Source organism: Micromonospora sp. WMMC241 (assembly GCF_027460165.1).
GTDB lineage: Bacteria > Actinomycetota > Actinomycetes > Mycobacteriales > Micromonosporaceae > Micromonospora > Micromonospora humi.
In genome coordinates, this window is sequence record NZ_JAPZBF010000001.1 from 5813538 (window position 1) to 5840113 (window position 26576).

31 protein-coding genes are annotated in these 26576 nt (G+C 73.1%); 15 read left to right on the plus strand and 16 right to left on the minus strand.

What is annotated here, in order from left to right; genetic code table 11:
* Positions 1 to 44: 44 nt before the first annotated feature.
* The 6 genes from O7598_RS26230 to O7598_RS26255 all read right to left on the minus strand — a co-directional run bounded on the left by O7598_RS26230 (position 45) and on the right by O7598_RS26255 (position 3745).
* A complete protein-coding gene (locus O7598_RS26230) occupies positions 45 to 917 on the minus strand; it encodes a PH domain-containing protein (protein ID WP_269693908.1) in 873 nt (290 codons plus the stop codon).
* Positions 918 to 923: 6 nt separating this feature from the next.
* Positions 924 to 1082, minus strand: a complete 159-nt coding sequence (locus O7598_RS26235) for a hypothetical protein (protein WP_013283898.1) — start codon at positions 1080 to 1082, stop codon at positions 924 to 926.
* Positions 1083 to 1198: 116 nt separating this feature from the next.
* The gene (locus O7598_RS26240; RefSeq protein WP_332367391.1) at positions 1199 to 1897 is read right to left on the minus strand and encodes a TFIIB-type zinc ribbon-containing protein; all 699 of its coding nucleotides are present in this window, start codon (positions 1895 to 1897) and stop codon (positions 1199 to 1201) included.
* 89 nt (positions 1898 to 1986) lie between these two features.
* The gene (locus tag O7598_RS26245) at positions 1987 to 2610 is read right to left on the minus strand and encodes a TrmH family RNA methyltransferase (protein WP_269693909.1); all 624 of its coding nucleotides are present in this window, start codon (positions 2608 to 2610) and stop codon (positions 1987 to 1989) included.
* Positions 2611 to 2645: 35 nt separating this feature from the next.
* Complete coding sequence (locus O7598_RS26250) at positions 2646 to 3137, minus strand: hypothetical protein (protein WP_269693910.1); 492 nt, start codon at positions 3135 to 3137, stop codon at positions 2646 to 2648.
* A 92-nt stretch (positions 3138 to 3229) separates the two neighbouring features.
* Positions 3230 to 3745 (minus strand): MaoC family dehydratase, encoded by a 516-nt coding sequence (locus tag O7598_RS26255; protein WP_091061273.1) that lies wholly within the window; start codon positions 3743 to 3745, stop codon positions 3230 to 3232.
* 546 nt (positions 3746 to 4291) lie between these two features.
* Between O7598_RS26255 and trxA the strand changes: the two genes are divergently transcribed.
* The 3 genes from trxA to O7598_RS26270 all read left to right on the plus strand — a co-directional run bounded on the left by trxA (position 4292) and on the right by O7598_RS26270 (position 6240).
* The gene (trxA, locus tag O7598_RS26260; protein ID WP_091061277.1) at positions 4292 to 4654 is read left to right on the plus strand and encodes a thioredoxin; all 363 of its coding nucleotides are present in this window, start codon (positions 4292 to 4294) and stop codon (positions 4652 to 4654) included.
* A 141-nt stretch (positions 4655 to 4795) separates the two neighbouring features.
* A complete protein-coding gene (locus tag O7598_RS26265) occupies positions 4796 to 5236 on the plus strand; it encodes a hypothetical protein (RefSeq protein WP_269693911.1) in 441 nt (146 codons plus the stop codon).
* Positions 5233 to 6240, plus strand: a complete 1008-nt coding sequence (locus O7598_RS26270; protein ID WP_269693912.1) for an MFS transporter permease — start codon at positions 5233 to 5235, stop codon at positions 6238 to 6240. Before O7598_RS26265 ends, O7598_RS26270 begins: the two co-directional genes overlap by 4 nt.
* A 159-nt stretch (positions 6241 to 6399) precedes the next feature.
* Here O7598_RS26270 and O7598_RS26275 read toward each other — a convergent pair whose 3' ends face one another.
* Complete coding sequence (locus O7598_RS26275) at positions 6400 to 6819, minus strand: thiol-disulfide oxidoreductase DCC family protein (protein ID WP_269693913.1); 420 nt, start codon at positions 6817 to 6819, stop codon at positions 6400 to 6402.
* A gap of 91 nt (positions 6820 to 6910) precedes the next feature.
* On the opposite strand from O7598_RS26275, the gene O7598_RS26280 reads away from it, so the two are divergent.
* The 3 genes from O7598_RS26280 to O7598_RS26290 are packed head-to-tail and all read left to right on the plus strand — an operon-like array spanning position 6911 to position 10235.
* Positions 6911 to 9028 (plus strand): intein-containing Rv2578c family radical SAM protein, encoded by a 2118-nt coding sequence (locus O7598_RS26280; RefSeq protein ID WP_269693914.1) that lies wholly within the window; start codon positions 6911 to 6913, stop codon positions 9026 to 9028.
* Between the two features lie 38 nt (positions 9029 to 9066).
* Positions 9067 to 9774 carry a hypothetical protein gene (locus O7598_RS26285; protein WP_269693915.1) on the plus strand — a complete coding sequence of 236 codons (708 nt, stop codon included), beginning with the start codon at positions 9067 to 9069 and terminating at the stop codon, positions 9772 to 9774.
* Positions 9775 to 9827: 53 nt separating this feature from the next.
* Positions 9828 to 10235 (plus strand): CoA-binding protein, encoded by a 408-nt coding sequence (locus O7598_RS26290; RefSeq protein ID WP_269693916.1) that lies wholly within the window; start codon positions 9828 to 9830, stop codon positions 10233 to 10235.
* 13 nt (positions 10236 to 10248) lie between these two features.
* On the opposite strand, the gene O7598_RS26295 is transcribed toward O7598_RS26290, so the two are convergent.
* A complete protein-coding gene (locus O7598_RS26295) occupies positions 10249 to 10848 on the minus strand; it encodes a TetR/AcrR family transcriptional regulator (RefSeq protein ID WP_269693917.1) in 600 nt (199 codons plus the stop codon).
* Positions 10849 to 10936: 88 nt separating this feature from the next.
* Here O7598_RS26295 and O7598_RS26300 point away from each other — a divergent pair, with 88 nt between their 5' ends.
* Positions 10937 to 11590 carry a PH domain-containing protein gene (locus O7598_RS26300; protein ID WP_269693918.1) on the plus strand — a complete coding sequence of 218 codons (654 nt, stop codon included), beginning with the start codon at positions 10937 to 10939 and terminating at the stop codon, positions 11588 to 11590.
* 13 nt (positions 11591 to 11603) lie between these two features.
* Here the strand turns inward: O7598_RS26300 and O7598_RS26305 are convergent, their stop codons facing one another.
* Complete coding sequence (locus O7598_RS26305) at positions 11604 to 12800, minus strand: acyl-CoA dehydrogenase family protein (protein WP_269693919.1); 1197 nt, start codon at positions 12798 to 12800, stop codon at positions 11604 to 11606.
* A gap of 175 nt (positions 12801 to 12975) precedes the next feature.
* Between O7598_RS26305 and O7598_RS26310 the strand changes: the two genes are divergently transcribed.
* Positions 12976 to 13377, plus strand: a complete 402-nt coding sequence (locus O7598_RS26310; protein WP_269693920.1) for a DUF4190 domain-containing protein — start codon at positions 12976 to 12978, stop codon at positions 13375 to 13377.
* A gap of 4 nt (positions 13378 to 13381) precedes the next feature.
* On the opposite strand, the gene O7598_RS26315 is transcribed toward O7598_RS26310, so the two are convergent.
* Positions 13382 to 14272: an SDR family NAD(P)-dependent oxidoreductase gene (locus tag O7598_RS26315; protein WP_269693921.1), complete on the minus strand. Its 891-nt coding sequence runs from the start codon at positions 14270 to 14272 to the stop codon at positions 13382 to 13384.
* A gap of 116 nt (positions 14273 to 14388) precedes the next feature.
* Here O7598_RS26315 and O7598_RS26320 point away from each other — a divergent pair, with 116 nt between their 5' ends.
* Positions 14389 to 14865, plus strand: a complete 477-nt coding sequence (locus O7598_RS26320) for a DUF4190 domain-containing protein (protein WP_269693922.1) — start codon at positions 14389 to 14391, stop codon at positions 14863 to 14865.
* Positions 14866 to 14907: 42 nt separating this feature from the next.
* Here the strand turns inward: O7598_RS26320 and O7598_RS26325 are convergent, their stop codons facing one another.
* Complete coding sequence (locus O7598_RS26325) at positions 14908 to 15864, minus strand: HpcH/HpaI aldolase/citrate lyase family protein (RefSeq protein ID WP_269693923.1); 957 nt, start codon at positions 15862 to 15864, stop codon at positions 14908 to 14910.
* Positions 15865 to 15990: 126 nt separating this feature from the next.
* Here O7598_RS26325 and O7598_RS26330 point away from each other — a divergent pair, with 126 nt between their 5' ends.
* Together O7598_RS26330 and O7598_RS26335 are read left to right on the plus strand one after the other, a co-directional pair.
* Positions 15991 to 16815: an SDR family NAD(P)-dependent oxidoreductase gene (locus O7598_RS26330; RefSeq protein WP_269693924.1), complete on the plus strand. Its 825-nt coding sequence runs from the start codon at positions 15991 to 15993 to the stop codon at positions 16813 to 16815.
* Positions 16816 to 16857: 42 nt separating this feature from the next.
* Positions 16858 to 17145: a hypothetical protein gene (locus O7598_RS26335; protein WP_269693925.1), complete on the plus strand. Its 288-nt coding sequence runs from the start codon at positions 16858 to 16860 to the stop codon at positions 17143 to 17145.
* Positions 17146 to 17151: 6 nt separating this feature from the next.
* Here the strand turns inward: O7598_RS26335 and O7598_RS26340 are convergent, their stop codons facing one another.
* Both O7598_RS26340 and O7598_RS26345 read right to left on the minus strand, forming a co-directional pair.
* Complete coding sequence (locus O7598_RS26340) at positions 17152 to 19305, minus strand: APC family permease (protein ID WP_269693926.1); 2154 nt, start codon at positions 19303 to 19305, stop codon at positions 17152 to 17154.
* A 66-nt stretch (positions 19306 to 19371) separates the two neighbouring features.
* A complete protein-coding gene (locus tag O7598_RS26345) occupies positions 19372 to 20067 on the minus strand; it encodes an HAD family hydrolase (RefSeq protein WP_269693927.1) in 696 nt (231 codons plus the stop codon).
* Between the two features lie 55 nt (positions 20068 to 20122).
* On the opposite strand from O7598_RS26345, the gene O7598_RS26350 reads away from it, so the two are divergent.
* Positions 20123 to 21079, plus strand: a complete 957-nt coding sequence (locus tag O7598_RS26350; RefSeq protein WP_442929896.1) for a DMT family transporter — start codon at positions 20123 to 20125, stop codon at positions 21077 to 21079.
* Positions 21080 to 21130: 51 nt separating this feature from the next.
* Here O7598_RS26350 and O7598_RS26355 read toward each other — a convergent pair whose 3' ends face one another.
* Entirely contained in the window at positions 21131 to 21664 is a 534-nt protein-coding gene (locus tag O7598_RS26355) for a hypothetical protein (RefSeq protein WP_269694988.1), read from the minus strand.
* Positions 21665 to 22118: 454 nt separating this feature from the next.
* Positions 22119 to 22988, minus strand: a complete 870-nt coding sequence (locus O7598_RS26360; RefSeq protein WP_091061316.1) for a PhzF family phenazine biosynthesis protein — start codon at positions 22986 to 22988, stop codon at positions 22119 to 22121.
* A 33-nt stretch (positions 22989 to 23021) separates the two neighbouring features.
* On the opposite strand from O7598_RS26360, the gene O7598_RS26365 reads away from it, so the two are divergent.
* The 3 genes from O7598_RS26365 to O7598_RS26375 are packed head-to-tail and all read left to right on the plus strand — an operon-like array spanning position 23022 to position 26065.
* Complete coding sequence (locus O7598_RS26365; protein ID WP_269693929.1) at positions 23022 to 24302, plus strand: magnesium transporter MgtE N-terminal domain-containing protein; 1281 nt, start codon at positions 23022 to 23024, stop codon at positions 24300 to 24302.
* Positions 24295 to 24909 carry a DUF1003 domain-containing protein gene (locus O7598_RS26370; protein WP_269693930.1) on the plus strand — a complete coding sequence of 205 codons (615 nt, stop codon included), beginning with the start codon at positions 24295 to 24297 and terminating at the stop codon, positions 24907 to 24909. The genes O7598_RS26365 and O7598_RS26370 overlap by 8 nt, the downstream gene beginning before the upstream one ends.
* Positions 24910 to 24919: 10 nt before the next feature.
* Positions 24920 to 26065 (plus strand): P-loop NTPase, encoded by a 1146-nt coding sequence (locus O7598_RS26375; protein ID WP_091061321.1) that lies wholly within the window; start codon positions 24920 to 24922, stop codon positions 26063 to 26065.
* A 76-nt stretch (positions 26066 to 26141) separates the two neighbouring features.
* Here the strand turns inward: O7598_RS26375 and O7598_RS26380 are convergent, their stop codons facing one another.
* Entirely contained in the window at positions 26142 to 26567 is a 426-nt protein-coding gene (locus O7598_RS26380) for a preprotein translocase subunit TatB (RefSeq protein WP_091061323.1), read from the minus strand.
* Positions 26568 to 26576 lie beyond the last annotated feature (9 nt).

Below are 26576 nucleotides of genomic sequence, written 5' to 3' on the forward strand. Positions count from 1 at the left end.
ACGGCGAAAGGTGTGCAGTCCTTCCGATGTTCGGACGGAAAGTTTCAGGCGCCGTCGTCGGCCTTGGCCTCGTCGGCCTCCTTGCCCAACCGGGCCTCCACGGCCTGCGGCTCGTACATCTCCTCCACCACGCGCAGGTAGAGCTCGTTCGGGTTGGGCAGGTTCTTGACCTCGCGGAGCGCCTGCTCCTGACCCGCCGACTCCAGCACGAACGTGCCGTAGTTGAGGGCGCGCCCGGTGGGGGTCTGCTCGTACTTCATGTCGGTGACGCGGACCAGCGGCATCATCGCGACGCGGCGGGTGATGATCCCGTTGACCACCATCACCCGCTTGTTGGTCAGGATGAAGCGGTCGTACCACCAGTCGGCGACCCGCCAGGCGACCCAGCCCATCACGGCGAACCAGAGCAGCACCGCGACCGTGGTCAGGGCGCCGACGTCCCGCCCGGCGAGGAAGCCGGAGAGGTAGCCGAGCACGAACGTGGCCGCGATGCCGACGATGATCGGTGTGGAGAGGTGGATCCAGTGCCGCTTCCACTCACCCCGGTAGCGCTCGGTGGGGAAGAGGTAGCGGGCGACGAGCGAGCTGGGCTCGTCTTCCAGGGGCAGCACCCGGCGTGGGGCCATGCCGGAGGCGTCGACCCGGAGACCGGCCAGCTCCTCCTCGGAGATCGGCTGCTCCGGGTAGCCCTCCGGGTCGCGCGCCCAGGCGCGACCTGAGCGGCCCTCGCCGGCGTAGCCGGGACCGTCGCCGAAGGCGGCATCGCCCGACAGGGAGGGCCCGGCCCCGTAGGCGGGGCCGGCGCCGTAGCCGGGACCGTCGTCCGGGTCGATCCGGGGGATCGGCTCGGTGTCGCGCTCCCGGCGTGCCCGGTCGGGATCGTCCGGGTCGAAGGGGGGACCGGAAGGGCTTCCCATGGGCGGCTAGGCGACGAGGTTGGTGAAGAAGTCGCCGAAGCCCTGCGCGATGTCCATGATGCCGCCACCGAGAGACTTGAACACGTCGGCGGCCGAGTTCGGCCGGTAGGCGACGAAGAAGATCAAGAATGCGATGCCGGCCCAGGTGAGGACCTTCTTGACCATAGCGGGCCATCCTCTCGCGGAGCCGGGTCCGTTTACCGCAGCGGCACCCAGAGTATCAGCATGGTGTCTTACCGTGAATATCTGCGTCCGGTCCCCGACTCGCCGGTGCCGGCCGGTCAGGCCTGCCCGTGCAGGTACGGGGACGGTGCGCCGTACACGAGCTCGGGCGGCGTCCACTCGGTGAGGTCGTGCAACACGACCTCCTCCGCGAGGAGGTGACCCGCGCTCGCCGGCCAGGCTATCGCATGGAGCCACATTCCCCGAGCCTCGCCGGCGTACGCGCTTCGATCCGTTTCGGACCGCACGAGCCATAGTGGAGTCGGATGGCCGCCCACCCGGATCTTCGCGTGCGGCACACGCTCGGGATGACCAGGGCCGGGATCGGTCAACGCCTCCTCGACCTCGGGGCCGGGATCGGGGCCGGGCAGTCCCGCGAAGCGGGAACCCAGGCCGACGCCGGGCTCCTCGGCGACGAAGATCAGGTCGGCCGGTCCACCGTCGAGCGGCGCCGGGCCGGCACAGGCGACCGCGGTGGCACGGATCCCGACCCGATCGTCACCCGCCCATGCCACCCCGGTCAGCGTCCAACCCGGTGGAAGCGGCCACGGGCACCACAGCGGCATACCGGGCCGGTCGGCCGGTTCGCCGTCGGCGGCCACCCGTTGGACCACGCTCGCCATGATCTCGGCGCCGATGTGCGCCGGCACGTGCAGGGGCACCACCGGGCCGCAGCGCACGCACCGGTACTCGCCGTGCATCAGGTCCGGCTCGCGCACCGGGCCCGCGCACCTGGGACAACTCACCGCGACTGTCACGCCTTCACCGTCACCCCGGGGCGGCGACGCGTCAAGCGGGCCGGGCCGACGAACATGGGATTTCCACCCGGCGGTACGACCGTCGAGCGTCAGTCCGGCGGCGGGCCGGCGTACGACCGGATCCAGGCGTGCATGGCGATGCCGCTGGCCACCCCCGCGTTGATGGAACGGGTCGAGCCGTACTGGGCGATCGAGAAGAGTGCGTCGCAGGCCGCCCGGGCCACCGGGGAGAGCCCCGGCCCTTCCTGCCCGAAGAGCAGCACGCAACGACGGGGCAGGACGCCGGTCTCCAGCGGCCGACAGCCGGGCAGGTTGTCGATCCCGACCACCGGCAGCCGCTCCCCGGCCGCCCAGGCGACGAACTCCTCGATCGTCGGGTGGTGCCGCACGTGCTGGTAGCGGTCGGTCACCATCGCGCCGCGGCGGTTCCACCGCTTACGCCCGACGACGTGCACCTCGGCGGCGAGGAAGGCGTTGGCGTTGCGGACCACCGTGCCGATGTTGAAGTCGTGCTGCCAGTTCTCGATCGCCACGTGGAAGTCGTGCCGGCGCCGGTCCAGGTCGGCCACCACGGCCTCGCGCCGCCAGTAGCGGTAACGGTCCACCACGTTGCGCCGGTCCCCGGCGGCGAGCAGCTCCGGATCGAGGCGCGGGTCGTCCGGCGGGTCACCGGGCCACGGCCCCACGCCCACGTCGAGCTGGTCGTCGGTCACGGTCTGCAGAGGGTACGGGCCGACCGGGCGCGCGGTCAGCGCAGGTCGAGCGCGCCACCCAGCCGCTCCAGGAAACGCCTGTCGGCCGGACTGGACGAGGTCTGGCCGGCGTGACACACCCGGGCGGCCACCGACTCCACCCACTGCCGGTACGCGGCGGAGTCGGCCGGATCGGCCCGACGGCGCAGCACCCGCACCGCGGCCCGGGCGGCGGCGAGCAGGTCCACCAGGTCGGTGAGGCGTTCGCCGCGCTCGGCCGCGCCGTCGTGGCGGGCGTAGATCGCGGTGACCACGGCGCGGACCAGGTCGCTGTCGAAGGCCCGGCCGGCGGCCACCGCGTCCAGGCCGGCCAGCCCGGCGGTGACGCCGCGGTGCGGCCGCCCGGGGCCGGGCGAGGCGGCGGCGACGAGGACCCGACCGGGCAGGTCGGTGAGCAGGTCCCACTCCGCCCCGGTGTACGCGGCGGTGGTGGACGGTGCGGGGCGGCGACCGCCAGAGGACGGCTCTCCGGCGACGGAGTGGCTCATGGGGACCTCCGACCAGAGCATATGCCCCGGGCGGAGCCGCTGGTCCCGTCCCCGCCGAACGGCGACGGGACCAGCGCGTCGGGCGTGGCGGATCAGCGCGGCTCGGGGAAGCTCGGGCGTTCCGGGTCGACGCCGTCCGGCACCGCGGCGGCCGCGTACTCCTGTTTCGGGACCATGACCTTGCGCCGGAAGACGCAGACCATCGTGCCGTCCTGGTTGTAGCCCCGGGTCTCGACCGCCACCACGCCGCGATCGGGCTTCGAGGCCGACTCGCGCTTGTCGAGCACTGTCGTCTCGCCGTAGATCGTGTCGCCGTGGAAGGTCGGGGCCACGTGCCGCAACGACTCGATCTCCAGGTTGGCGATCGCCTTGCCACTGACGTCCGGCACGGACATGCCCAGCAGCAGCGAGTAGATGTAGTTGCCGACCACCACGTTGCGCTTGAACTGGGAGGCGGACTCCGCGTAGTGGGCGTCCAGGTGGAGCGGGTGGTGGTTCATGGTGAGCAGGCAGAACAGGTGGTCGTCGTACTCGGTGACCGTCTTGCCCGGCCAGTGCCGGTAGACCGCGCCGACCTCGAACTCCTCGTAGTAGCGGCCGAACTGCATCCTGGTCCCTTCGACGGGCGGCGATGGAGTTCGGCACAGCATGCCTTACCGCTGGTTAAGGCGAGGGCCGGGGCGCTCGCGCGGCGGAAATGTCACACCGGGCGCCACCTGGGGGGAGACGCAATGAGCGGCGGGGCCCTCCCCGGCACCCGCCGCCCACGCTCTGATGGGGAAGATTCTGCCGCACGGAGGCACCGTCCCAACAGAGATGGACGTCACATTTATCTTTTCGTAACACTACTCAGAGTTATAGGGGACCCCCCAGTAAGCGATCTCCGCAGGCCGGATCCCCCCTCGTCAGACCGCAAGTTACCGATTCGTAGCCGGAACCCTGCGTGATCTCCCTGGAAACGCTCCCATCACGTCCCGTCACGCAAATGCGTCCTGCACTTGCGATCCGCACGACCGCCGGAGACAGATAGGATTCGATGTGCCGGGGATCACCCCAGGCCGGCCCGGTGTTTCGCCGCGCAGGTCACGGGAATTCCCCTGGATCGAGCTTGGTTCCACCGGACGTACGGCAATCCGCGGTGATCGGAGAGAGCAATGTCAACGGTTGAGCTGACCACGGCCAACTTCGACGAGGTGACCGGGCGCGACGGGATCGTCCTGCTCGACTTCTGGGCCGACTGGTGCGGCCCGTGCAAGCGCTTCGCCCCCGTCTACGAGCGCTCCTCGGAGAAGCACCCGGAGATCGCCTTCGGCAAGGTCGACACCGAGGCGCAGCAGGAACTGGCGGCCAAGTTCAACATCAGCTCCATCCCGACCGTGATGGCGATCCGCGACGGCGTCATCGTGTACGCCCAGCCGGGCGCGCTGCCCGAGTCGGCGCTGGAGAACCTCATCGAGCAGGTCGAGCAGCTGGACATGGACGACGTCCGCAAGAAGCTGGCCGAGCACAAGCACTGAGCACGTCCCCGTCCCCGGCCGGACCCCACCAGGGGCCCGGCCGGCGGCGTCTCCGTGCCCGGTGAACGGCGGGACGGACAGGAACAAATGGCCGGCTGAGGGACCGTTGCGGACGGTTCCCTCCCGTATCGTCACGACCTGATGGAGACCTTGACCGCGCGCGGGCGTGCCGTCCGGCTGACCGCCACCCTGCTCGGGCTGGCACTGCTCCTCCTCGGCACCGTGCACGGCACCGACGACGACTTCCCGTTCGGGCCGTTCCGGATGTACTCCACCTCCGACCCGCCGGACGCGCCCGCACCGGACACCCGGGTCGAGGGCGTCGACGGCACCGGCACGGTGGTCCCCCTCGGCCAGGACGCCACCGGCATCCGTCGCGCCGAGATCGAGGGCCAGCAGGACCGGTACGCCGCCGAGCCCGGCCTGCTGCGCACCGTCGCCGAGGCTTACGCGGAACGCCACCCCGCCGCCCCGGCGCTGGTGGAGGTACGCATCGTGGTCCGCTGGTACGACATCCAGGGCGGCCGCCCGACCGGCGAGTGGACCGATCGCACCGCCGTACGCTGGCAGGCCGGCGGATGACCGGCTGGCTCACCGAGGCGGTGCCGCGCGGCCGGGTGGCCGCCTTCCGCACCCTCGTCTACCTCTTCGTCGCCGCCGACCTGGTCGTCTTCACCCCCTGGGTGCGCACCCGCGTCGACGTGCCCGGCGACCTCTACCAGCCGCTGCTCATCGGCCGGTTGCTCCCGCTGCCCACGCCCGACCCGGCGCTGGTCGGCGTGGTCTTCTGGGTGCTGCTGGTGGCCGCGCTGCTCGCCGCGACCGGCCGGGCGCCGCGGCTGCTCGGCTGGACGGTCTTCGCGCTCTACTTCGAGTGGATGATCGTGGCGATGAGCTACGGCAAGGTCGACCACGACCGGTTCGGCCTCCTGGTGGCGCTGGCCGCGCTGCCGACCGCAGGCCGGGCCCGGCACGGCGATCCGACCCGCACCGAGGCGGGTGGCTGGGCGCTGCGGGTCACCCAGATCGCGGTGATCTGCACCTACTTCCTCGCCGCCTGGGCCAAGTTCCGCTTCGGCGGCCTCGACTGGGCGACCGGCTCGGTGCTGGCCCGGGCGATCATCCGCCGCGGCACCGACCTCGCCGACGTGATCGCGCAGGTGCCGCACCTGCTGATCGTGGCCCAGTTCGGCATCCTGGCGTTCGAACTGCTCAGCCCGCTGGTGTTCGTGGTGCCGGCCCGATGGCGGACGGCCGTCGTCGGCTTCTTCTACTCGTTCCACCTGGCGACCATCGCGACCATCACCATCTCGTTCGCGCCGCACCTGGTGGCGATGACCGCCTTCCTGCCGCTGGAGAAGGTCCGCCCCGTGCTGCTGGCCCGCCGCCTGATCGGTCGCCGCACCGACCCGGCCGCGACCGCACCGCCGGCGTCTGCCGGGCCGACGCTGGCCGTCGAGCCGGTCGGTCCGCCTGCTTCCATTGCCGACGACCCCCGGGCCGTGACGTCACCCGGTTCGGCCGCGTCACCCGGTTCGGCTGCGTCCGGCGAGGTGGCCGGCGCTGACGCGACCGCCCGTCCATGACCTGGCCCGATCACTGTCCGTGTCGCGCGAGGGAAAGAGACTCCAGAAAGCGCGGTATGCCTCTCAGTCATAATTATGACTGAGAGGCATACCACTCAACAGCTATGCCTTGTTTCCGGCGCGACACGCCCACCGCCTCACCGCCCAGCAGCGGGTCGGTCAGGAGGTGGGACCGGGGCGGCCGGTCGGACCGTACAACCGCTCCCGGGCCTCCTGCGGCAGCGCGCACGCGGCGGTGCCGCCGGGCAGGCGGTGCCGGTTGCGGGCCACCCAGCGGTACGCGGGCCACGCCGCGGCGCGCACCGGCGGGAGACGCAGGCCGCCCCCGGCGACGCGCCAGAGCGGCCCGCTGTCGCCGAGCAGTCGGGCGATCGCGTCCGGCCCGGCGGCCCGGGAGCCGTCGGCGCCCACCCACTGGACCGCCTCCTCGCACTCGGCCTCGGTCAGGCCCAACGCCGCCAGGTCGGCGAACTGCCACGGGACCACCCGGGCGCCGGTGGGGATACGACGCTCGATGAACTGCGCGCAGCGGGTGCAGAAGGCGCAGTCGCCGTCGTACACGAAGGTCGACGTCTCCATGTCACCATCCTGCACCCGCGCCGGGCCCGGCGGCGCGCGGTGTCCGGCGCGTCACTTGCGCTTCGTTCGTACACGTGTTCGAATGAGGCCCATGCGCTGGGACAACCTCTCCGCTCCCCCGGACGAGGGGACTCCCGATCGGGCGACGCCGGCGGCTCCACCCCTGCCGCTGGCGTTGCCCGGCGCGGTCGCCCGCACGTTCGACACCCCCGACTTCGCCGGCATGACCTTCTACGAGGTGCAGGCCAAGTCGATCATCAACCGGGTGCCCGGCCGGTCGCGCGTGCCGTTCGAGTGGACCGTCAACCCCTACCGCGGCTGCTCCCACGCGTGCACCTATTGCCTGGCCGGCGACACCCCGATCCTGATGGCCGACGGGCGCACCCGGCCGATCAGCGAGCTGGAGCCGGGCGACCGCATCTACGGCACCCAGCGGCGCGGCGCCTACCGCCACTACGTCGTGACCACCGTGCTCGACAAGTGGTCGACGGTGAAGCCCGCCCACCGGGTCACCCTGGCCGACGGCACCACGCTGGTGGCCAGCGGCGACCACCGTTTCCTGACCGAACGCGGCTGGAAGCACGTCACCGGCAGCATGCGGGGCGGCGCCCGCCGCCCCTACCTGACCACCCATAACCGCCTGCTCGGCACCGGCCGGTTCGCCGTCGCGCCGAAGCGCTCCGCCGACTACCACCGTGGCTACCTCCACGCGTTGGTCCGGTGGCCCGAGCGCCCCCGCCGGCAGCGGCCTCCGCACGACGACACGGCACCTCCCGACGTGCTCAATCACCGGCAGCCCGCGCACGCCGAGGCCACCGGCGCGCACCGAAGCTTTCGGCTGGCCACCACCGAGGCGGAGGCGGTGGAGCGCGCCGAGCGGTTCCTCGCCGAGACCGGCGTCGCCGTCGAGCGGGTCGCCGGCCGGGCGGCGCGCCGGTCCACGGTGGTCCGCGTGGTGCGGCCGGCCGACGCCGGGGCCGTCGCGGCGCTGGTCCGCCCGCCGGACGAGCCGACCGACGACTGGCTGCTCGGCTTCCTGGCCGGCTCGTTCGACGCCGGCGGCAACTGCAGCCGGGGCGTGTTCCGGATCGGTGTCGCCGACGACGGGAGCCGGCGACGGGCGGCCGCGGCCCTCGACCGGTTCGACTTCCGGTGGGTGCTCGACGATCCCGGCAACCGCAGCGCGACCCGCCAGCTCCGGCTGACCGGTGGCCTGCCGGCACGGCTGCGCTTCTTCCACCTGACCGACCCGGCCGTCACCCGGAAACGCTCGATCGAGGGCGCGGCGCTCAAGTGCGCGGCGCGGCTCCAGGTGACCGCCGTGGCTGATCTGGGCCTGGAACTGCCGCTGTGGGACATCACCACCGGCACCGGCGACTTCATCGCCAACGGGGTGGTCAGCCACAACTGTTTCGCCCGCAACACCCACACCTACCTCGATCTCGATGCCGGGGCGGACTTCGACCGCAAGGTGATCGTCAAGGTCAACGCCGGCGAGCTTGTCCGGCGTGAGCTGGCCGCTCCCCGTTGGCGCGGCGCGCACGTCGCGATGGGCACCAACGTGGACTGCTACCAGCGGGCCGAGGGGCGCTACCGGCTGATGCCGCCGATCCTCGAGGCGCTGCGCGACTTCGCGAACCCCTTCTCCATCCTGACCAAGGGCACCCTGCTGCTGCGCGACCTGCCCCTGCTGCGGCAGGCCGCCGAGGTGACCCGGGTCGGGCTGTCCTATTCGGTCGGTTTCGTGGACGAGACGCTCTGGCGGCTGGCCGAGCCGGGCACGCCGAGCCCACGCCGCCGGCTGGACGCGGTCCGCCGGCTGACCGACGCCGGCTTCCCGGTCGGGGTGCTGATGGCCCCGATCCTGCCCGGCCTCAGCGACGACGAGGAGTCCATCGACGCCACGGTGGCCGCGATCGCCGCCTCCGGGGCCGCCGACGTGACCCCGCTGGCGCTGCACCTGCGACCCGGTGCCCGGGAGTGGTACGCCCACTGGCTGGCCCGCGAGTTCCCCCACCTGGTGCCCCGCTACCGGCGGCTCTACCAGGCCGGCGCGTACGCGCCGCAGACCTACCAGCGGGAGGTGACCGCGCGGGTCCGGATGGCGGCGCGCCGGCACGGGCTGCACCGGGGCGAGGTCGGCGACAACCGACGCCTGCCCGAACCCCCGCCGGCCGCTCCGGCCGCCGAACAGCTCTCCCTGCTCTAGGGAGAGCGAGGGCCACCGGGCTCTCGTAGGCTGTGGTCATGCGGGAGATCATCGATGCGGCGCTCCGCCGGCAGCGCCGCATCGTGCTGATCGCGGTGACCGCGGGCCTGGCCGTCGGGCTGTTCTCCCGCTGGGCCGACTCGGTCGACGCGCCGCTGTCCCTGCTGGGCCTGGTGGCGCCGCTTGTCGTGATCGTCTTCGGGATCCGGGAGTTCACCCACCGACCGCCCACCGGTGACCTCCGGGTCGACGAGGCGGGTCGGGCCTTCGTCGCGCCGCCTCGGGCCAGGATCGCGTTCGCGCCGGTCCTCATGGGCTGGCTGGCTTACGCGGCCGTCGACGGCGCCGGTCCGCCGCTGTTGACGGCGCTGCTGGTGGCCGTTCTCGGGTGGCTGGTGGTCGCGCTCTGGCGCAACGCCCCGCTGGTGGTGCTCACCGCCGAGAAGATCAGCGTCGGCACCGCGCCCGCGATCGTCGTCCCGTGGGAGGCGCTCGGGACGACCGGGGCGGTGGCGGAGGGCACCGCGCGGACGCGGTTGGCCGTCACCCGGTCGGAGCTGGTCCGACCCCGCTGGAAGGGCCGGTTCCCGGTCGACCTGCCCACCCGGGACCTGGCGGTCGCCCCGGCCCTGCTGGCGGCCGCGATCGGGCACTACGCCGCCCGTCCCGAGCATCGGGCCGCCATCGGCACCGCCGCCGAACACGCACGGCTGCGGCGCGAGCTGACCGGCGAGCGACCGTCCTGAGTCGAGGAGGTGCCTCGCCCGTCGTCGCCGCGACGCCGCGTTAGGCTCGGTTGATGCGTTCCGCCCAGCAACTCCTCGCCGACTCCGCCGTGATCGCCGTGGTCGGTGCCTCCCGCGATCCGGGCAAGGCCGCGCACCGCGTACCGCTGGAGATGCAGCGGCACGGCTGGCGGATCATCCCGGTGAACCCGACCGTGGACGAGTTGTTCGGCGAGAAGGCGTACCCGACGCTGGCCGACATCCCGCACCCGGTCGACCTGGTGGACGTGTTCCGGCCGGCCCGGGACGCGGTCGACGTGGTCCGGCAGGCGGTCGCGATCGGCGCGCCGGCGGTCTGGCTCCAGCTCGGGATCGTCTCCGCCGAGGCGCGCCGGATCGCCGAGGAGGCGGGCGTCGACTACGTCGAGGACCGGTGCCTCATCGTCGAGCGGGCCGCCGCCGGCCTCTCCCGGCGCGGCTGACCACGCCGGGCGCCTAACCGGGGGCGAAGAGCAGGTCGAGCTGGGCGTCCAGCGCGGCCAGCGCGGTCTCCGGCGGATAGTGCCCGCCGAGCACGTGCACCCCGAGCCCTTCCATCACGGCGAGCAGGCCGACCGCGGCCCGCTCCGGGTCCACCCGGCCGTCCGCGACGAGCGGTGACCCGGCGGCGATCTGGCCGGCGACGAACGCGAGCAGTGCGGCCGTCTCGCCGTGCAGCGCCGCGGCGACGGCGGGCCGGACTGCGGTGTACGCCAGGAAGGCCAGCGCCACCCGGCCGTCCGCCCGCCGCTCCTCGTCCAGCGGCAGCAGTTCGGCCAGCATGGCCCGGAGCAGCGCCCGGGGAGCGGGCGTCGTGCCCAGCGCCTCGACCGCCCGGCGGACCCGGGTCTCGTTGCGCTCGCTCACCACGGCGAGCGCGAAGGTCATCATCTCGTCGCGGGTGCGGAAGTAGTGCTGCACCATCCCGGCGCTGACCTCGGCGGCGGCGGCCACGTGCCGCAGGCTCACCGCCTCCAGCCCCTGCTCGGCGGCGACCCGCATCAACGCGTCGGCGATCAGCGCCCGGCGTTCCCGGTGGTCGACCCGTTTCGGCATGCTCCCATGCTTTCACAATACGAGTGCATTGACACGGCCGCCGCCCGCCCTTTACATTGCGACTGTATTGCAAAAGGGAGGTGCGACGGTGAGACGAACGATCCGGCTGGCACGACGCGTGGTGGCGTACGAATGGGGCATGTGGCGCAGCCTCACCCGGTGGACGCTGCGCCGCCCCTACCCGGTGGCCCTCGGCGCGGCGACGTTCGCCTACGTCGGCGGCGTGCAACCGATCCTGCTGGCCTTCATCGCCCTGTCCACGATCGAGATTCCGATCCTGGACGTGATCCTCCGACACACCGTCGACTCGCCGACGATCCGGCACGCGGCGATCGGCATCGGCGTCTGGGGCGTGCTGTGGATGGTCGGACTGCTGGCCAGCCTTCGGATCCACCCGCACGTCGTCGACGACACCGGCCTGCGGGTGCGCAACGGCGTCTCGATCGACATCACGATCCCGTGGGCCGCCGTGGCCGACGTCGCGGTCCGCCGGCGGTCGCTGCCGTCCAGCCGCGCCGTGCGCTACGACGAGGACGACCCGGAGGTGCTGAACCTCGGCGTCGGCAGCCAGACCGCGATCGACGTGACGCTGCGGGAACGGCTGTCGGTGCCGCTGCCGAGCGGGCCGAGCACACCGGTGCGGGAGATCAGGATGTACGCGGACGACCCGGCCGCGCTGGTCGAGCGCGCCCGCCGGCACCTCTCCGCCGCCGACCACGTCACGCGTCGACCGAAGCGTTGAGAGGGGTCCCGCCTTACAGCTTGTACTCCTTGAGGAGGCCGCGGGAGATGATGGTCTTCTGGATCTCCGAGGTGCCCTCGCCGATCAGCAGGAACGGCGCCTCGCGCATCAGGCGCTCGATCTCGTACTCCTTGGAGTAGCCGTAACCGCCGTGGATGCGGAACGCCTCCTGGACCACCTCGGCGCAGTATTCCGAGGCGAGCAGCTTGGCCATGCCGGCCTCGACGTCGTTGCGCTGGCCGGCGTCCTTGAGCCGGGCCGCGTTGACCATCAGCGAGTGCGCGGCCTCGATCTTCGTGCCCATCTCGGCGAGCTTGAACGCGATCGCCTGGTGCCGGGCGAGCGGCTGGCCGAACGTCCTGCGCTGCTGGGCGTACGCCACGGCCAGCTCGAACGCGCGGATCGAGATGCCGCAGGCGCGGGCGGCGACGTTGACCCGGCCCACCTCGATACCGTCCATCATCTGGTAGAACCCGCGGCCGACCTTCTCCTCGCCGCCGAGCACGGCGGAGGCGGGGACGGTGACGCCGTCGAGCACCATCTCGGTGGTCTCGACGCCCTTGTAGCCCATCTTGTCGATCTTGCCGGGGATGGTCAGGCCGGGCGCGGTCTCGCCGAAGCCGGGCTCCTTCTCCAGCAGGAAGGTGCTCATGTTGCCGTAGACCGAGTCGGCCCCGGTGTCGGTCTTGACCAGGGTGGCCACCACCGAGGAGTACGCGCCGTTGGTCAGCCACATCTTCTGCCCGTTGAGGACGTAGTTGTCGCCGTCGCGGACCGCCTTCGACTTGATCGCCGACACGTCCGAGCCGCACTCGGGCTCCGACATGGAGAACGCGCCGCGCACGTCACCGGTGGCCATCCGGGGCAGCAGCCGGGCCTTCTGGTCCGCCGAGCCGTGCTGGGAGATCAGGTACGCCACGATGAAGTGCGTGTTGACGATGCCGGAGATCGACATCCAGCCCCGGGACAGCTCCTCGACGACGAGCGCGTAGGTGAGCAGCGACTCGCCGAGGCCGCCGTACTCCTCGTCGATGGTGAGGCCGAACAGCCCCATCTCGCGCATCCCGTCGAGGATGTCGGCGGGGTACTCGTCGGCGTGCTCCAGCCGCTGGGCGTGCGGGATGATCTCCTTGTCGGCGAACTCCCGAACGGTTTCCAGGATCGACCGCTGCACGTCGGTCAGGCCGGGCGTCTGGGCGAGTCGAGCCATCTCAGCCTCCGGGGTTCGGCGCATTACTCATGGGTAACTGAACGCTCGGTCAGTATCGGCCCCGGGACCGGCCGCGCCAAGGTGACCAGTCCACACAACCGCTGTGAAAAGGTTCACCGCTGCGGGTAGCGTCCGCAAGAGAGAAGGCGGTTGACCTGCGATCGAGGGGGCGAGCGTGACCGACGAGCAGCCACCGTCGCCGTACGAGCCGCCGTCGCACGGCCAGCCCCACGGGCAACCGCAGTACGGGCAGCAGCACCCGCAGTGGGGCCAGCAGCCGCCGTACGCCCCGCAGCCGCCCTACGGCCAGTACGGCCCGCCCGGCGAGCCACCGCGACCGCGCGGCACGAACGTGCTCGCCATCCTGTCGCTGGTCCTCGCGTTCGTCTTCGCCCCGGCCGGCATCGTCTGCGGCCACCTGGCCAAGCGGCAGATCCGGCAGACCGGCGAGGAGGGCGACCAGCTCGCCACCTGGGGTCTGATCCTCAGCTACGTGTTCACCGCGCTCGGACTGCTGGCCTGCTGCGGCTGGATCGGCCTGGCCATCTGGGCCAACGCGGACAACAACGGCTACTGACGCCTCAGCGGAACTGCGCCTCCCGCACGCTGTTGCCGCCGTCCACCACCAGCATCTGCCCGGTGATGTACGACGCGGCCGGCGAGCAGAGGAACGCGATCGCCGCGGCCACCTCGTCCGGCGTGCCGGGCCGCCCCACCGGGGTGCCGTGCCCCTGCTTGATCTCGGCCAGGGTGGACGCCGCGGTGTGGATGATGCCCGGCGCCACCGCGTTCACGGTCACCCCGTCGGCGATCATCTCCATCGCCAGTGCCCGGGTCAGCCCCACCACACCGGCCTTCGCCGCCGCGTAGGCGGCCTCGGTGGGCAACGCGTTGACCGGGCCGGCGGTGGCCGCCAGGTTGACGATCCGCCCCCAACCGCGCTCGGACATGCCGTTGATGAACGCGCGGCTGCACAGGAACGCGGTGGTCAGGTTGCGGTCGATCTCGCCGCGCCACTCGTCGTAGGTCAGCTGAGCCACCGGCCGCAGCACCTCCGGGCTGGCCCGGCTGGCCAGGCCCGCGTTGTTGACCAGCACCTCGACGTCGCCGAGCTGCTCGGCCACCGCGTCGGCCAGCGCGCCCACCTCGGACTCGTCGGTGAGGTCGGCGACGAAGCCGGTGACCCCCAGCTCGCCGGCGCGGTCGTGGATCCGCCGGGTGGTCGACACGATCGCCACCCGGGCGCCCAGTTCGGCCAGCCGGCGGGCGGTCGCGTACCCGATGCCGTCCGCGCTGCCCGCGCCGGTGACCAGCGCGACCCGGCCGTCCAGCCGCATGGTGGCGGTCTCCGGGAGCGGCTCGGCCCGGTCCTGGTCGGCGGCGCCCACCGGCTCGCCGGCACGCGGGCGGCGCACCGACCCCGGTCGGCTCATGTCCCGTCGCGACCGACCCCCACGCGCGTCAAGTGCCATGCCGAGGATCCTGCCCGCTGTGGACCTTCCGGGCAATGCGGCACCCGGAAAGGGGGTCCTCCGGGTTGTTCCCGGGTGGCTACCCTGACCCCGACCACGTACCTGGAGATGATCAGATGAGCTATCCCCCACCCCCCGGTGGTTGGCAGGACCCGCAGTCGGCCCCGCCGGTCGACCCCTACGCGCCGGTCGACCCGTACGCGGGCGCGAAGTCGCCCTACCCGCCGCCCGCCGGCGACCCGTACGCGGCGCCGGCCGGTTACGCCGCGCCGGCCGGCTACCCTCCGCCGGGCGCCTACCCGCCCCCGTACCCCGGTTACGCACCGGCCAGCCGGACGAACACGCTGGCGATCGTGGCGCTGGTGCTCGCCCTGGTCGGCTTCACCTCGTGCATCACCGCGCCGATCGGCGCGATCATGGGGCACGTGGCCCGCAAGCAGATCCGGGAGACCGGCGAGCAGGGCGAGGGCATGGCGAAGGCGGCCATCATCGTGGGCTGGATCCTGACCGCCCTGCTGGTCGCGCTGATCATCTTCTACGTCGTGATGATCGTGATCGCGATCAACTCGGACAGCTCGTCCAGCAGCTACTGACGCGATCGGGCCGCCCCCGACGAGGGGCGGCCCGGCGCGCGGTCACTCCGCCGGCGGGGTGAACGAGGAGGTACGCGACATCCCGGCAGCCCGGCCCTTGGCCGCGATCACCAGCGCCATCTTGCGGGACGCCTCGTCGATCATCTCGTCGCCGAGCATCACCGCGCCGAGCTTCCCGCCCGCCTCCGAGGTGTACCAGTCGTAGGCGTCGAGGATCAGCTCGGCGTGGTCGTAGTCGGCCTGCGCCGGCGAGTAGACCTCGTTGGCCGCGTCGATCTGGCCGGGGTGCAGCACCCACTTGCCGTCGAAGCCCAGCGCCGCCGAGCGCTTCGCCACCTCGCGGAACGCGTCCACGTCGCGGATCTGCAGGAACGGGCCGTCGATGGCCTGCTTGTCGTGCATCCGGGCGGCCATCAGGATCCGCATCAGGATGTAGTGGTAGGGGTCGCCCGGGTAGTCCGGGATCAGCGCGCCGACCACAAGTGACTTCATGTTGATCGAGGCCATGAAGTCGGCCGGGCCGAAGATGATCGTCTCCACCCGGGGTGAGGCCGCCGCGATGGCATCCACGTTGACCAGCCCGGCCGCGTTCTCGATCTGCGCCTCGATGCCGATCCGGCCCACCTCCAGGCCCAGCGTCCGCTCGATCTGGGTGAGCAGCAGGTCCAGCCAGTGCACCTGCTCGGCGTTCTGCGCCTTCGGCAGCATGATGCAGTCCAGGTTCGCCCCGGCGCCCTCCACCACCTCGATGACGTCCCGGTAGGTCCACGGCGTGGTCAGGTCGTTCACCCGGACCACCCGGGTCTTGCCGGTCCAGTCCCCCTCGTTCAGCGCGGCCACGATGTTCTTGCGCGCGTCCGGCTTGGCGAGCGGGGCGACCGCGTCCTCCAGGTCGAGGAAGACCTGGTCGGCGGGGAGGCCCTGGGCCTTGCCGAGCATCTTGACGCTGGAGCCGGGTACCGCGAGGCAGGACCGGCGGGGGCGACCGACAGCGGCCATGGATGCGCTCCTTCCCGCGTCCGGCGGCAGCACGCCGACGCGGCGGTGGATGTCGAGAACTTAACGATCCCAAAGGACGGGGCTACGCCACGGTAACCTCGTGCCGTGACCGGGGTGAATGGACCTGTGGAAGATCTCACTGAGCGTCGGATCGTGGTGCTCACCGGCGCCAGCTCCGGCATCGGACTGGCCGCCGCCGTGGAGCTGGCCCGCCGCGGCGACCAGGTGGTGCTGGTCGGCCGGGACCCGGCCCGACTGCGCGCCGCCGGGGAGCGGGTGCGCGAGTCCTGCGGCGAGCAGCCGGAGCTGTTCCGCGCCGACTTCGCCGTGCTCGACGACGTACGCGGGCTCGCCGAGCGGCTGCGCGCCGGCTACGACCGGATCGACGTGCTGGCCAACAACGCCGGCGCGATCGTGCTGGAACCGATCACCACGGTCGACGGCTTCGAGCTGAGCATGCAGGCCAACCACCTCGCCCCGTTCCTGCTCAGCAACCTGCTGCGCGACCGGGTCCGGCGGATGGTGGTCACCGGCTCCGACGCGCACCGCAGCGGCGTGCTCGACCCGGACGACCTCAACGCCTCGCTGCGCCACTACCGGCCGTTCCGCGCCTACGGCACCAGTAAGCAGGCGAACATCCTGTTCACCGCCGAGGCGGCCCGGCGCTGGCCGGAGGTGCCGTCGTACGCGTTCCACCCCGGCGTGGTGAGCACCCGGTTCGGCAACGAGAGCCGGATCGTGGCGCTCGGCATGCGGCTGCTGCCGTTCCGCACCCCGGAGAAGGGCGCCGAGACACTGGTCTGGCTGGCCTGCCAGGACCCGTCCCGGCTGACCGACGGCGGCTACTACGCCGACCGCAAGCCGCACCGGCCGCGCCCGAAGGCGGCCGACCCGACGCTGGCCGCCCGGCTCTGGACGGCCAGCGCGAAGGCCGTCGGCCTGAACGCCTGAGGGGGTCCCCACGACGGCCGACGCGCTGCCAGACTCGACGCCATGACGACGGGGAACGAGGTGCTGCTGGTCGCGCTGGTCGACCTGAGCGCCGACGCGGACGCCGGCCGGCGCTACGAGGACGCGGTGCTGGCGCTGCTCAACCGGCACGACGGGCGGCTGGAACGGCGGCTGCGCACCGGGGACGGCGAGACCGAGGTGCACGTGATCCGGTTCGCCTCGCGGACCGGCTACGACGCGTTCCTGGTCGACCCCGAACGCGCCGCGCTCCGCGCCGAGCTGGGCGACGCCGCCCCGACCACCCGCGTCCTGGAGGTCCACGACGTCTGAGGCGTCTCAGTGCGACACGTGCACCGGGACGCTGGTGACCACCACGCCCGGCAGCGGCCGCAACGCCGCCCGCAGCCGCTGCTCGGCGCGGCTGTGCAGCAACCAGTGCCGGCGCCGGCGCAGCACCACCTCCGGCACGATCACGGTGAGCGTCAACTCCGGCCGGCCGGTGTGCAACGCCTCCAGATAGTGCGCCAACGGCCCGATCACCGACCGGTACGGCGACACGATCGTCTCCAGCCGCAGGTGGTCGCCCCAGGCCCGCCACTGTTCCCGGAACCGGTCCGCCTCGGCCTCCTCGGGTGCGATGTGCACCGCAAGCGTCGGCCGGCCCAGCGAGGCCGCGTACGCCAGGGCCCGCAGCGACGCCCGGTTCAGCCGGGCCACCGGCACCACCACCAGGTGGCGTACCTGCTGGGGCAGTTCCTCGCCCTCGGCGGACCCGGCCGGCCCGGGCGGCGCGTGCGGTGGCGGCGGGTGCAGCGCGAGCGCGCGGTGCAGCGAGGCGTAGTGCCGGTGGATCCGCCGGAAGAGCAGCACCAGCAGCGGCACGGCGACCACCACCACCCAGGCGCCCTCGGTGAACTTGGCGACCGCGGCGGTCAGCAGCACCAGCCCGGACAGTGTGGCACCGACCGCGTTGAGCGCGAGCCGGCGATGCCAGCCCCGCCCCCGTCGGCGCCGCCAGTGCACCACCATCCCGGTCTGCGACAGCGTGAAGGCGAGGAAGACGCCGACCGCGTAGAGCGGGATCAGCCGCTCGGTGTGCCCGCCGAAGGCCACGAAGACCACCCCGGCGGCGAGCGCCAACGCGACCAGGCCGTTGCTGAACGCCAGCCGGTCACCCATGTGCAGGAAACGGCGCGGCGCGTGGCCGTCGCGGGCCATGAAGAACAGCAGCCGGGGGAAGTCGTTGAACGCGGTGTTCGCCGCCAGCAGCAGGATCAGCGCGGTGGTGGCCTGGAGGACCGCGTACCCCGGGCCGGTCGGGAAGGTGACCCGGCCGAGCTGGGACAGCACGGTCTCGTCCGCCCGGGGGGCCAGGCCGTCCAGGTGGATCAGCCCGACCAGGCCGGCGAAGAGCGTGACCAGCATGGCGACCATCCAGCCCAGCGTGGTGCGGGCGTTGCGCCACTCGGTCGGGCGGAACGCCGGCACCGCGTTGGACACCGCCTCGATGCCGGTCATCGACACCGCGCCGGAGGAGAACGCGCGCAGCACCAGCAGCAGGCCCAGCCCTTCCGCGGCCGGCACCGCCGGCGGCGGCACCGGCGCGAAACCCCGCCCCGCGGCCTTCGCGTAGCCGACCGCCAGCACCGCGAGGACCACCACCACGAAGGCGTACGTGGGCAGCACGAAGATGTTGCCGGCGGTGCGGACGCCGCGCAGGTTGCCGGCGAGCAGCACGACGATCACCAGCACCCCGAGCGGCACGGTCCACCGGGTCAGCCCGGGCAGCGCCGAGGTGACCGCGTGCACGCCGGCCGCCACCGACACCGACACGGTCAGCACGTAGTCGAGCATCAACCCGGCCGCCGCGGCCAGCCCTGGCGTACGCCCCAGGTTGTCCCCGGCGACGATGTACGACCCGGCGCCGTGCGGGTAGGCCGGGATGGTCTGCCGGTAGGACAGGCCCACCGCGACCATCAGCACCACCAGCAGCGCGGCCAGCGGCAGGGCTAGCCCGAGCGCGGCGCCGCCGGCCAGCACCAGCACGGCGAGCATCGCCTCCGGCCCGTACGCCACGGAGCTGAGCAGGTCCGACGAGAGCACCGGCAGCGCGACCAGCTTGCGCATCCGCTCGTAGAGCACGGAGCTGCTGGCCAGCGGTGGGCCGACCAGGGTCCGGCGCAGCCGGCCGAGCACCCGGCCGGACCGGTCGCCGGGCAGGTGCGCCGGACCGGTGGCGACCAACTCGTCCGGCTGCGCCACGGTGAACAGGTCGATCGGGGTGAGCCGGCCGAACCGGGTCGGCCGCGGATGGTGGTCGCGCCGGCCCAGCGTCGGGTCGACCGGCAGGTCGTCGGCGCGACGCGGGCCGTGCCAGCGCGCGCCGAGGCGGCCGAGCGCGGCCCGCTCCTCGGCGCCGAGCGGCGGGAACTCGGCCGAGGGCGTGACGACGGTGCCCTGCTCCGCCCCGTCGTCCCGGTCTCGCTCCACCCCCCGCACTGTCGCGCACGGCGACGTGACCGGTGACCGGTTCGGCCACAGTTCGACCGACCGGCGTCAGCCGACGGCGACCGGGTCGAGCAGGTCGAGCACCCCGGTGAGCGAGGGCAGCACCGGCCCGTCCCAGTCGTGGTCGGCGTTGAACACCATGTGGCGGGCGAGGTCGGGGGCGGCCAGCCGGACCGGGCGCAGGCCCACCCGTTGCGCGCCGGTGAGTTCCTGACTGCCGCCGTCGCCCACGTAGAGGCAGTCGGCCGGGGCGCGGCCGAGCCGGTGGCAGGCGGCCAGGTAGAGCGCCGGATCCGGCTTGCAGCGGCCGAGCCGTACCGAGAAGACGACGGTGTCGAGCAGCGGCGCGACCGCGAGCTGGGGCAGGAACGCCGGCAGTTCGTGGGTGCAGTCGCTGACCAGCCCGGTGCGTACGCCCCGGCGGCGCAACGCGGCCAGCACCGGCACCGCCTCCGCGCGCAGCCGGGTGTCGGCCCGGACCGCCCGGTGCCGGGAGGCGACGGCGGCGCGTACCGCCGCGTCGGAGGGGCGCACGCCGACCTGGGCGCAGACCCACCGCATGGTGGACTCGGCGTCACCGAAGAACCCGCTGGCACGCTCGTAGTAACTGCCGTCGAGCACCTCGACGAGAGCCTCGGTGGAGCAGCCGAGCAGGTCGGCGATGACGTCGTGGGCGGCTCCGCGCCGGACGCTCTGGGTCAGGGTGCCGAAGAAGTCGAACAGCACCGCGTGGAACCTGGGCATGGGGAGATGCCTCCGGACGTCGAGCGGGCTCGCCGGAACGCGCATGATCGTAGCCGTGTCCACCGCTCCCCACCGCCCGCCGCCCGACGCGCTGACCCTGGGCGCACTCGCGCTGGCCGTCGCCGCCGTCTCGTCCTCCGCCCCGCTGATCGCGTTCGCCGCCGCGCCGGCCCTGGCCGTCGCGTTCTGGCGCAACCTGCTGTCGGCGGCGGTGCTCGGCCCGGTCGCGGTGACCCGGCGGCGGGCCGAACTCCGCGCGCTCACCGTCGGGCCGGGCCGCCGGGAGGGGCTGTTCTGCGTACTCTCCGGGGTCGCGCTGGCCGCCCACTTCGCCACCTGGATGCCGAGCGCGAAGCTCACCTCGGTCGCGGCCGCGACCGCGCTGGGCGCGACGCAGCCGGTGTGGCAGGGGCTGATCGCCCGCTGGCAGGGGCGGCGGCTGCCGGCGGCGGCCTGGGCCGGCATCGCGGTCGCGGTGCTGGGCGCGGTGCTCGCCACCGGCGCCGACTTCGCCGTCTCCGGCCGCGCCTTCGCCGGCGACCTGCTGGCCGTGGCCGGCGGCATGTTCGCGGCCGTCTACACCGCCCTGGGCGAGCGTGCCCGGGCCAGCATCAGCACCACCACCTACACCACCGTCTGCTACGGCGTCTGCGCGGTGATCCTGCTGGTGGTCTGCCTGCTCGGCGGGGTGCGCCTGCACGGTTGGGACGGCGGGACGTGGCTGGCGATCCTCGGCCTGGTGGCCGGTGCCCAACTGCTCGGCCACTCGATGTTCAACTACGCGCTGCACCGGGTCTCCGCGACCACGATCAGCGTGTTGATCCTGCTCGAGGCGCCCGGCGCGGCCCTGATCGGCTGGGCCTGGCTGGGGCAGCTCCCCCGGCCGCTCGCCCTGCCCGGGCTGGCGCTGCTGCTGGCCGGCGTCGCCGTGGTCGTGCTCGGCGGGGCGCGGGCCGGACGCCGTGCCGCGCCGCCCGCCGTGCCCGCCGACGCCACGCCGCCCGGCGGCTGACCGGGCGCCGGGCGAACGGCGGACGGCGCGCGGCCGGGCGGACCTCGGGTGTCAGCGGCGGCGGACGCGGTGCAGGCGGAACGGCCTACGCACGACCCGGACCGCCGGCGCCGGTCGGGGCTGCTCGGTCAGCGGGCCGGCCGGCAGGTCGGCGCCGGTGACCGCCGTGCCCGCCGGGGTGAGCCGGTTGACCGCGCAGCCCTCGGCCGCCCAGCGCGCGACCAAGTCGGTGGCGGAACCGGAGGCGTTGAGCCGCTTCGCCGCGACCAGCGGCGCGGCGGCGTCCCACTCGTCGGTGCCGGGCCGCAGCCGGGTCACCCGCGCCGGCCAGGTCACGATCCGGCCGCCGTGGTCGCCGCGCAACGTCACCTCGGCCGCGTCGCTGTCGGCCAGCCCGGGCGCGGCCTGCTCGCCGGGACCGGTCACCACCAGCAGCGCGCCGTCCAGCGGCAGGCACCACAACGCGTACGCCGGGCCGTCGTCGACGCCGACCCAACACACGGCCGCCTTCTTCACCGCCTCGTCCACCAGCGGCGGGGTCACCCGCTCGTCCACCTCGTCGCTCACTCCGCCATCCTCCCGCATCCCGCGCCCGTCCGGGCCGACGACCGCACCGCCCCGACCCGCCCCGACCGCGCCGAGCGACACCGGCGTGGCCACCCGTCCCCGCGATCCGGCCGGCGTGCCGCCACGCTCGGGGCTCGCCCGCAGCCCACGGTCCGCACGCCCACGGCCCCGCCTCTGACCGCGAAAGCCCTGCTCGGGCCGCCCCTCAGCCCGTGGACGCAGCGGATCTGGCGCGCGCGGAACACCGCTGTTCGGTGCCTTTGGAGCTGATAGCAGAAACGACTCAACCGGAGTTCACGCGTCTGCGGCCCGGTACCGAACCGCTTGATATCGCCAACGACTCAGCTCCAAAGGGGCGGGAACCGAACAACCTGCACAGCGCCCGGGCGCGGGGACAGGCCAAGCGCCCGAGCGCGGGGACAAGCCGGCGCCCGAGCGCGGGGGCCAGCCCGGCGCAGGGGCCGGGAGCGGCTCAGCCGATGAAGGGTGGGACGGCGATCTCGCCGCGCGCCACCGGCATCACCTGGCCGGAGACGGTCGCGCCGACCGCCGTCCCGCCCGAGGCGGTCACCGTGCAGGACAACGACGAGGGCCGGTTGATCTCGATGCCCTGGCGCACCGCGTAGGGCGTCCGGCCCTCACCCGGCAGCAGGCCGCTGGCGACCAGCCAGACACCCAGGCCCAGGGCGGCCGAGCCGGTGGCCGGGTCCTCGGGTACGCCGATCCCGGGCACGAAGACCCGGGCGTGCGCGGTTTGCGACTCGGGGTCCCAGGAGAAGAGGCTGACGTGCTCGACGCCGTACCGTTCCGCCGCCGCCGTGTTCAACCGCGCCCGGGCCACCGCATCGGGGCGGACCGGGAGGTAGGGGAACTCCAGCCCGCACCCGGCGACCCGGGGCGGTGGACCGGCGTGGTCGGCCGCGGTGAGGCCGGCGATCTCCAGCAGCGGCTCCGGGTCGAGTTCCGGGCCGAGGGTCGGCGTGCCCCCGGTCAGCGTCGCCCCGGTCGCGGTCACCTCGATCGGCAGCACGCCGGCGCCGCACTCCTGGGTGACCCTGCCCACATCGAAGACGCCGCGCCGGCCGGCGGTCACCGCCGCACCCACACTCGGGTGCCCGGCGAACGGCAGCTCGTCGGTCGGGGTGAAGATCCGGGCCCGGTAGGTCGCGCCGGCCTGCGTGGGTGCCAGCACGAAGACCGTCTCGGACAGGTTGAACTCCAGCGCGAGCGCCTGCATCTGCTCGGTGGCCAGACCCTCCGCGCCGAACACCACGGCCAGCGGGTTGCCGGCGAACGGGCGGTCGGTGAAGACGTCCACGATCTCGTAGGCCAAGGTCGACATGTTGTTAGAGAGTAGGCCCTTAGGCTGGTGCCCGTGAGCACGCCGAACCGGGTCTACATCGCTCGACTCGCCGGAGTCGCCGTCTTCGACCCGAACGGCGACCAGGTGGGCCGCGTCCGGGACGCGGTCGCCCGGATGCGCCCGACCCAGCGTCCGCCGGAGATCGTGGGACTGGTGGCCGAGATGCCGATGCGCCGGCGCATCTTCCTCTCCATCAACCGGATCACCTCGATCGACCCGGACGCCGTGGTGCTCGGCAGCGGCACCCTCAACCTGCGCCGCTTCGAGAAGCGCCCGAACGAGCTGCTGGTGCTCCAGGAACTGCTCGACCGGCGGGTCCAGCTCGACACGGGGCAGGCCGGCTCGGTGGTCGACGTGGCCATGGAGTGCAGCCGCGGCGGCGAGTGGGCGCTGACCCGGGTCGCCGTGCGCGAGCAGACCAGCCGACTCACCCGCCGTGGGCACCTGCACCAGGTCGAGTGGGACCGGGTCCGGGGCCTCGGCGTCGTGGGCGACAACCGGGGCACGGCGAACCTGCTCGCCGTGCTGGAGGACATGCGCCCCGCCGACCTGGCCAACGCCCTGCAGGACCTGCCCGACGCCCGGCGCAACGAGGTGGCCGCCGCGCTGGACGACGAGCGCCTGGCCGACGTGCTGAGCGAGCTGCCCGAACGTGACCAGGTGGAGATCCTGGCCGCGCTGGACCGGGAACGCGCCGCCGACGTGCTCGAGGAGATGGACCCGGACGACGCCGCGGACCTGCTCAACGAGCTGCCGCCGCCGGAGCAGGACGTGCTGCTCGACCTGATGGAGCCGGACGAGGCCGACCCGGTGCGTCAACTGCTGCGGTACGCGTCGGGCACCGCCGGCAGCGTGATGACCTCGGAGCCGGTGATCCTGCCGCCGGACGCCACCGTCGCGGAGGCGCTGGCCCGGATCCGCGAGGTGCAGCTCTCGCCCGCAGTGGCCGCGCAGGTCTTCGTGGCCCGCGCCCCGTTGACCACGCCGACCGGGCGCTACCTGGGTATGGTGCACTTCCAGCGGTTGCTCCGCGAACCCCCGGCCGACCTGCTCGGCGGGATCGTGGTCAACGACATCGACCCGCTCCGCACCTCGACCCCGCTGACCGAGATCACCCGCCGGATGGCCACCTACGACATGGTGGGCATGCCGGTGGTGGACCGGAACAACCGGCTGGTCGGCGCGGTGACCGTGGACGACGTGCTGGACCACTCCCTGCCGCGCGACTGGCGGGACCGGGACGCGGCGCCGACCCCGTCCGCCACCGACGACGGGACCGTGGACGATGACTGAGCAGCGACGCGGCGAGCGGCTGGACCAGCCACGCGCTCCCCGGGGCCTGCACCTGCCCCGGATCGACGCGGACTCGTTCGGCCGCTGGGCCGAGGGCATCGCCCGGGGCATGGGCACGGCGAACTTCCTCGTCTACATGACGCTGATCCTCGCCGCCTGGTTCCTGTGGAACACGCTGGCCCCGGCGCACCTGCGCTTCGACCCGTACACGTTCACGTTCCTGACCCTGGTGCTCTCGCTCCAGGCCTCGTACGCGGCCCCGCTGATCCTGCTCGCGCAGAACCGGCAGGCGGACCGGGACCGGATCTCGCTGGACGAGGACCGGCGGCGGGCCACCATGCAGAAGGCCGACACGGAATACCTGGCCCGGGAGATCGCCGCCCTGCGGATCGCGATGGGGGACGTGGCGACCCGGGACTTCCTCCGTTCCGAGCTGACCCGGCTGGCCGAGGAGTTGGACGAGGCGGCCGAGCGGCGACGCAGGCTGGAGCGGCGGCAGCAGGGACAGACGACGCGGCGACCGGCCGGCGGCGACCCGCTCGACGAGCCCCGCGACGAGCTCGACGGTGACTACGCCCACGACGGCCGGCAGGAGAGCCCGACGTAACATTGCGGGCATGTCAGCACCCGTCAGCACCGTCTCCGACGCGATCCAGGCCGCGCTGGCCACCGTCAACGACCCGGAGATCCGCCGGCCGATCACCGAACTCGGCATGGTCCGCTCCGCCGAGCGGGACGACGACGGCGTGGTCCGGGTCGAGCTGCTGCTCACCGTGGCCGGCTGCCCGCTGAAGGACAAGCTGCGGACCGACATCACCGCCGCCGTGGGCGCGGTGCCCGGGGTGAGCGGCGTCGAGATCATCTTCGGCGTGATGAGCCAGGAGCAGCGCCAGGAGCTGCAGTCGAAGCTGCGCGGCGGCGGCACCGCCGAGCCGGTGATCCCGTTCGCCCAGCCGGGCTCGCGGACCCGCGTCTACGCGGTCGCCAGCGGCAAGGGCGGCGTCGGCAAGTCCAGCGTCACGGTCAACCTGGCCGCCGCGCTGGCCGCCCGCGGCCTGTCGGTCGGCGTGGTGGACGCCGACATCTACGGCCACTCGGTGCCCCGGATGCTCGGCGCGGACGGCGCGCCGACCCGCGTCGAAGACATGATCATGCCGCCGCAGTCGCACGGCGTGAAGGTCATCTCGATCGGCATGTTCACCCCGGGCAACGCGGCCGTCGTCTGGCGCGGCCCGATGCTGCACCGGGCGCTGCAGCAGTTCCTCGCCGACGTCTACTGGGGTGACCTGGACGTCCTCCTGCTCGACCTGCCGCCGGGCACCGGCGACATCGCGATCTCGGTGGCCCAGCTGCTGCCGAACGCGGAGATCCTGGTCGTCACCACCCCGCAGGCCGCCGCCGCCGAGGTCGCCGAGCGGGCCGGCGCCATCTCGCTGCAGACCCACCAGCGGGTGGTCGGCGTGATCGAGAACATGTCCTGGCTGGAACTGCCGGACGGCACCCGGATGGAGGTCTTCGGCGCCGGCGGCGGCGCGGCGGTCGCCGAGTCGCTGACCCGCACCATCGGCGCGCAGGTGCCGGTGCTGGGGCAGATCCCGATGGACACCCGGGTCCGCGAGGGCGGCGACGCGGGCCGGCCCATCGTGCTCTCCGAGCCGGACGCCCCGGCCGCCAAGGCCATGTTCGAGGTCGCCGACCGGCTCGCGGTGCGCCGCGAGTCCCTGCTCGGCAAGCCGCTCGGCCTCAAGCCCGCGGGCCGCTAGACGCGATCCACCGCTCCCCCGCCGCCCCTTCCCGGTCCCACCGGGGAGGGGCGGTCCGCATCCGGCCCCGGCGGGCTCAGGTCGCGTCGTCGTAGGAGGGGCGGGGCGCCGGCGTGGTCGGGGCCATCGGGGTGGCCACCGCCGGCCGGGAGGCGCCGTTACGCAGGTCAGCCGCCTTGGCCACGTCCTTCAGCTCGTCGTGCACGCCGGTGACGTCGGAGCGCAGGTTGTCGTACATGCTCTGCAGCGGCTTGCGGATCGCCTGTTCGTCGTCCTCGCTGAGCAGGTGCTTGCGGATGAACGCCTTGGGGTGCAGATCCTCCAGCTGGATGTCCGTGCCCAGCTCGCGGCTCAGGTCGCCGGTGGCGTTGCGCGCCATGTTCCGCAGGTTGCGGACCATCCGGAGGCCGTCGTTGATCACGTTGGGCAGCCGGTCCCCGAAGATCAACAGCGCCAGGAGCAGCAGGACTCCGATCTCCCACCAGTTCAGGTTCTCGAACACTCCGGCCTC

Excerpts from the sequence above, each read along its gene's own strand:
- O7598_RS26230 (WP_269693908.1), bottom strand. The coding sequence starts at position 917 with ATGGGAAGCCCTTCCGGTCCCCCCTTCGACCCGGACGATCCCGACCGG.
- O7598_RS26235 (WP_013283898.1), bottom strand. The coding sequence starts at position 1,082 with ATGGTCAAGAAGGTCCTCACCTGGGCCGGCATCGCATTCTTGATCTTC.
- O7598_RS26250 (WP_269693910.1), bottom strand. The coding sequence starts at position 3,137 with ATGAGCCACTCCGTCGCCGGAGAGCCGTCCTCTGGCGGTCGCCGCCCC.
- O7598_RS26255 (WP_091061273.1), bottom strand. The coding sequence starts at position 3,745 with ATGCAGTTCGGCCGCTACTACGAGGAGTTCGAGGTCGGCGCGGTCTAC.
- trxA (WP_091061277.1), top strand. The coding sequence starts at position 4,292 with ATGTCAACGGTTGAGCTGACCACGGCCAACTTCGACGAGGTGACCGGG.
- O7598_RS26265 (WP_269693911.1), top strand. The coding sequence starts at position 4,796 with ATGGAGACCTTGACCGCGCGCGGGCGTGCCGTCCGGCTGACCGCCACC.
- O7598_RS26270 (WP_269693912.1), top strand. The coding sequence starts at position 5,233 with ATGACCGGCTGGCTCACCGAGGCGGTGCCGCGCGGCCGGGTGGCCGCC.
- O7598_RS26275 (WP_269693913.1), bottom strand. The coding sequence starts at position 6,819 with ATGGAGACGTCGACCTTCGTGTACGACGGCGACTGCGCCTTCTGCACC.
- O7598_RS26280 (WP_269693914.1), top strand. The coding sequence starts at position 6,911 with ATGCGCTGGGACAACCTCTCCGCTCCCCCGGACGAGGGGACTCCCGAT.
- O7598_RS26285 (WP_269693915.1), top strand. The coding sequence starts at position 9,067 with ATGCGGGAGATCATCGATGCGGCGCTCCGCCGGCAGCGCCGCATCGTG.
- O7598_RS26290 (WP_269693916.1), top strand. The coding sequence starts at position 9,828 with ATGCGTTCCGCCCAGCAACTCCTCGCCGACTCCGCCGTGATCGCCGTG.
- O7598_RS26295 (WP_269693917.1), bottom strand. The coding sequence starts at position 10,848 with ATGCCGAAACGGGTCGACCACCGGGAACGCCGGGCGCTGATCGCCGAC.
- O7598_RS26305 (WP_269693919.1), bottom strand. The coding sequence starts at position 12,800 with ATGGCTCGACTCGCCCAGACGCCCGGCCTGACCGACGTGCAGCGGTCG.
- O7598_RS26315 (WP_269693921.1), bottom strand. The coding sequence starts at position 14,272 with ATGGCACTTGACGCGCGTGGGGGTCGGTCGCGACGGGACATGAGCCGA.
- O7598_RS26320 (WP_269693922.1), top strand. The coding sequence starts at position 14,389 with ATGAGCTATCCCCCACCCCCCGGTGGTTGGCAGGACCCGCAGTCGGCC.
- O7598_RS26325 (WP_269693923.1), bottom strand. The coding sequence starts at position 15,864 with ATGGCCGCTGTCGGTCGCCCCCGCCGGTCCTGCCTCGCGGTACCCGGC.
- O7598_RS26335 (WP_269693925.1), top strand. The coding sequence starts at position 16,858 with ATGACGACGGGGAACGAGGTGCTGCTGGTCGCGCTGGTCGACCTGAGC.
- O7598_RS26345 (WP_269693927.1), bottom strand. The coding sequence starts at position 20,067 with ATGCCCAGGTTCCACGCGGTGCTGTTCGACTTCTTCGGCACCCTGACC.
- O7598_RS26355 (WP_269694988.1), bottom strand. The coding sequence starts at position 21,664 with ATGCGGGAGGATGGCGGAGTGAGCGACGAGGTGGACGAGCGGGTGACC.
- O7598_RS26360 (WP_091061316.1), bottom strand. The coding sequence starts at position 22,988 with ATGTCGACCTTGGCCTACGAGATCGTGGACGTCTTCACCGACCGCCCG.
- O7598_RS26370 (WP_269693930.1), top strand. The coding sequence starts at position 24,295 with ATGACTGAGCAGCGACGCGGCGAGCGGCTGGACCAGCCACGCGCTCCC.
- O7598_RS26375 (WP_091061321.1), top strand. The coding sequence starts at position 24,920 with ATGTCAGCACCCGTCAGCACCGTCTCCGACGCGATCCAGGCCGCGCTG.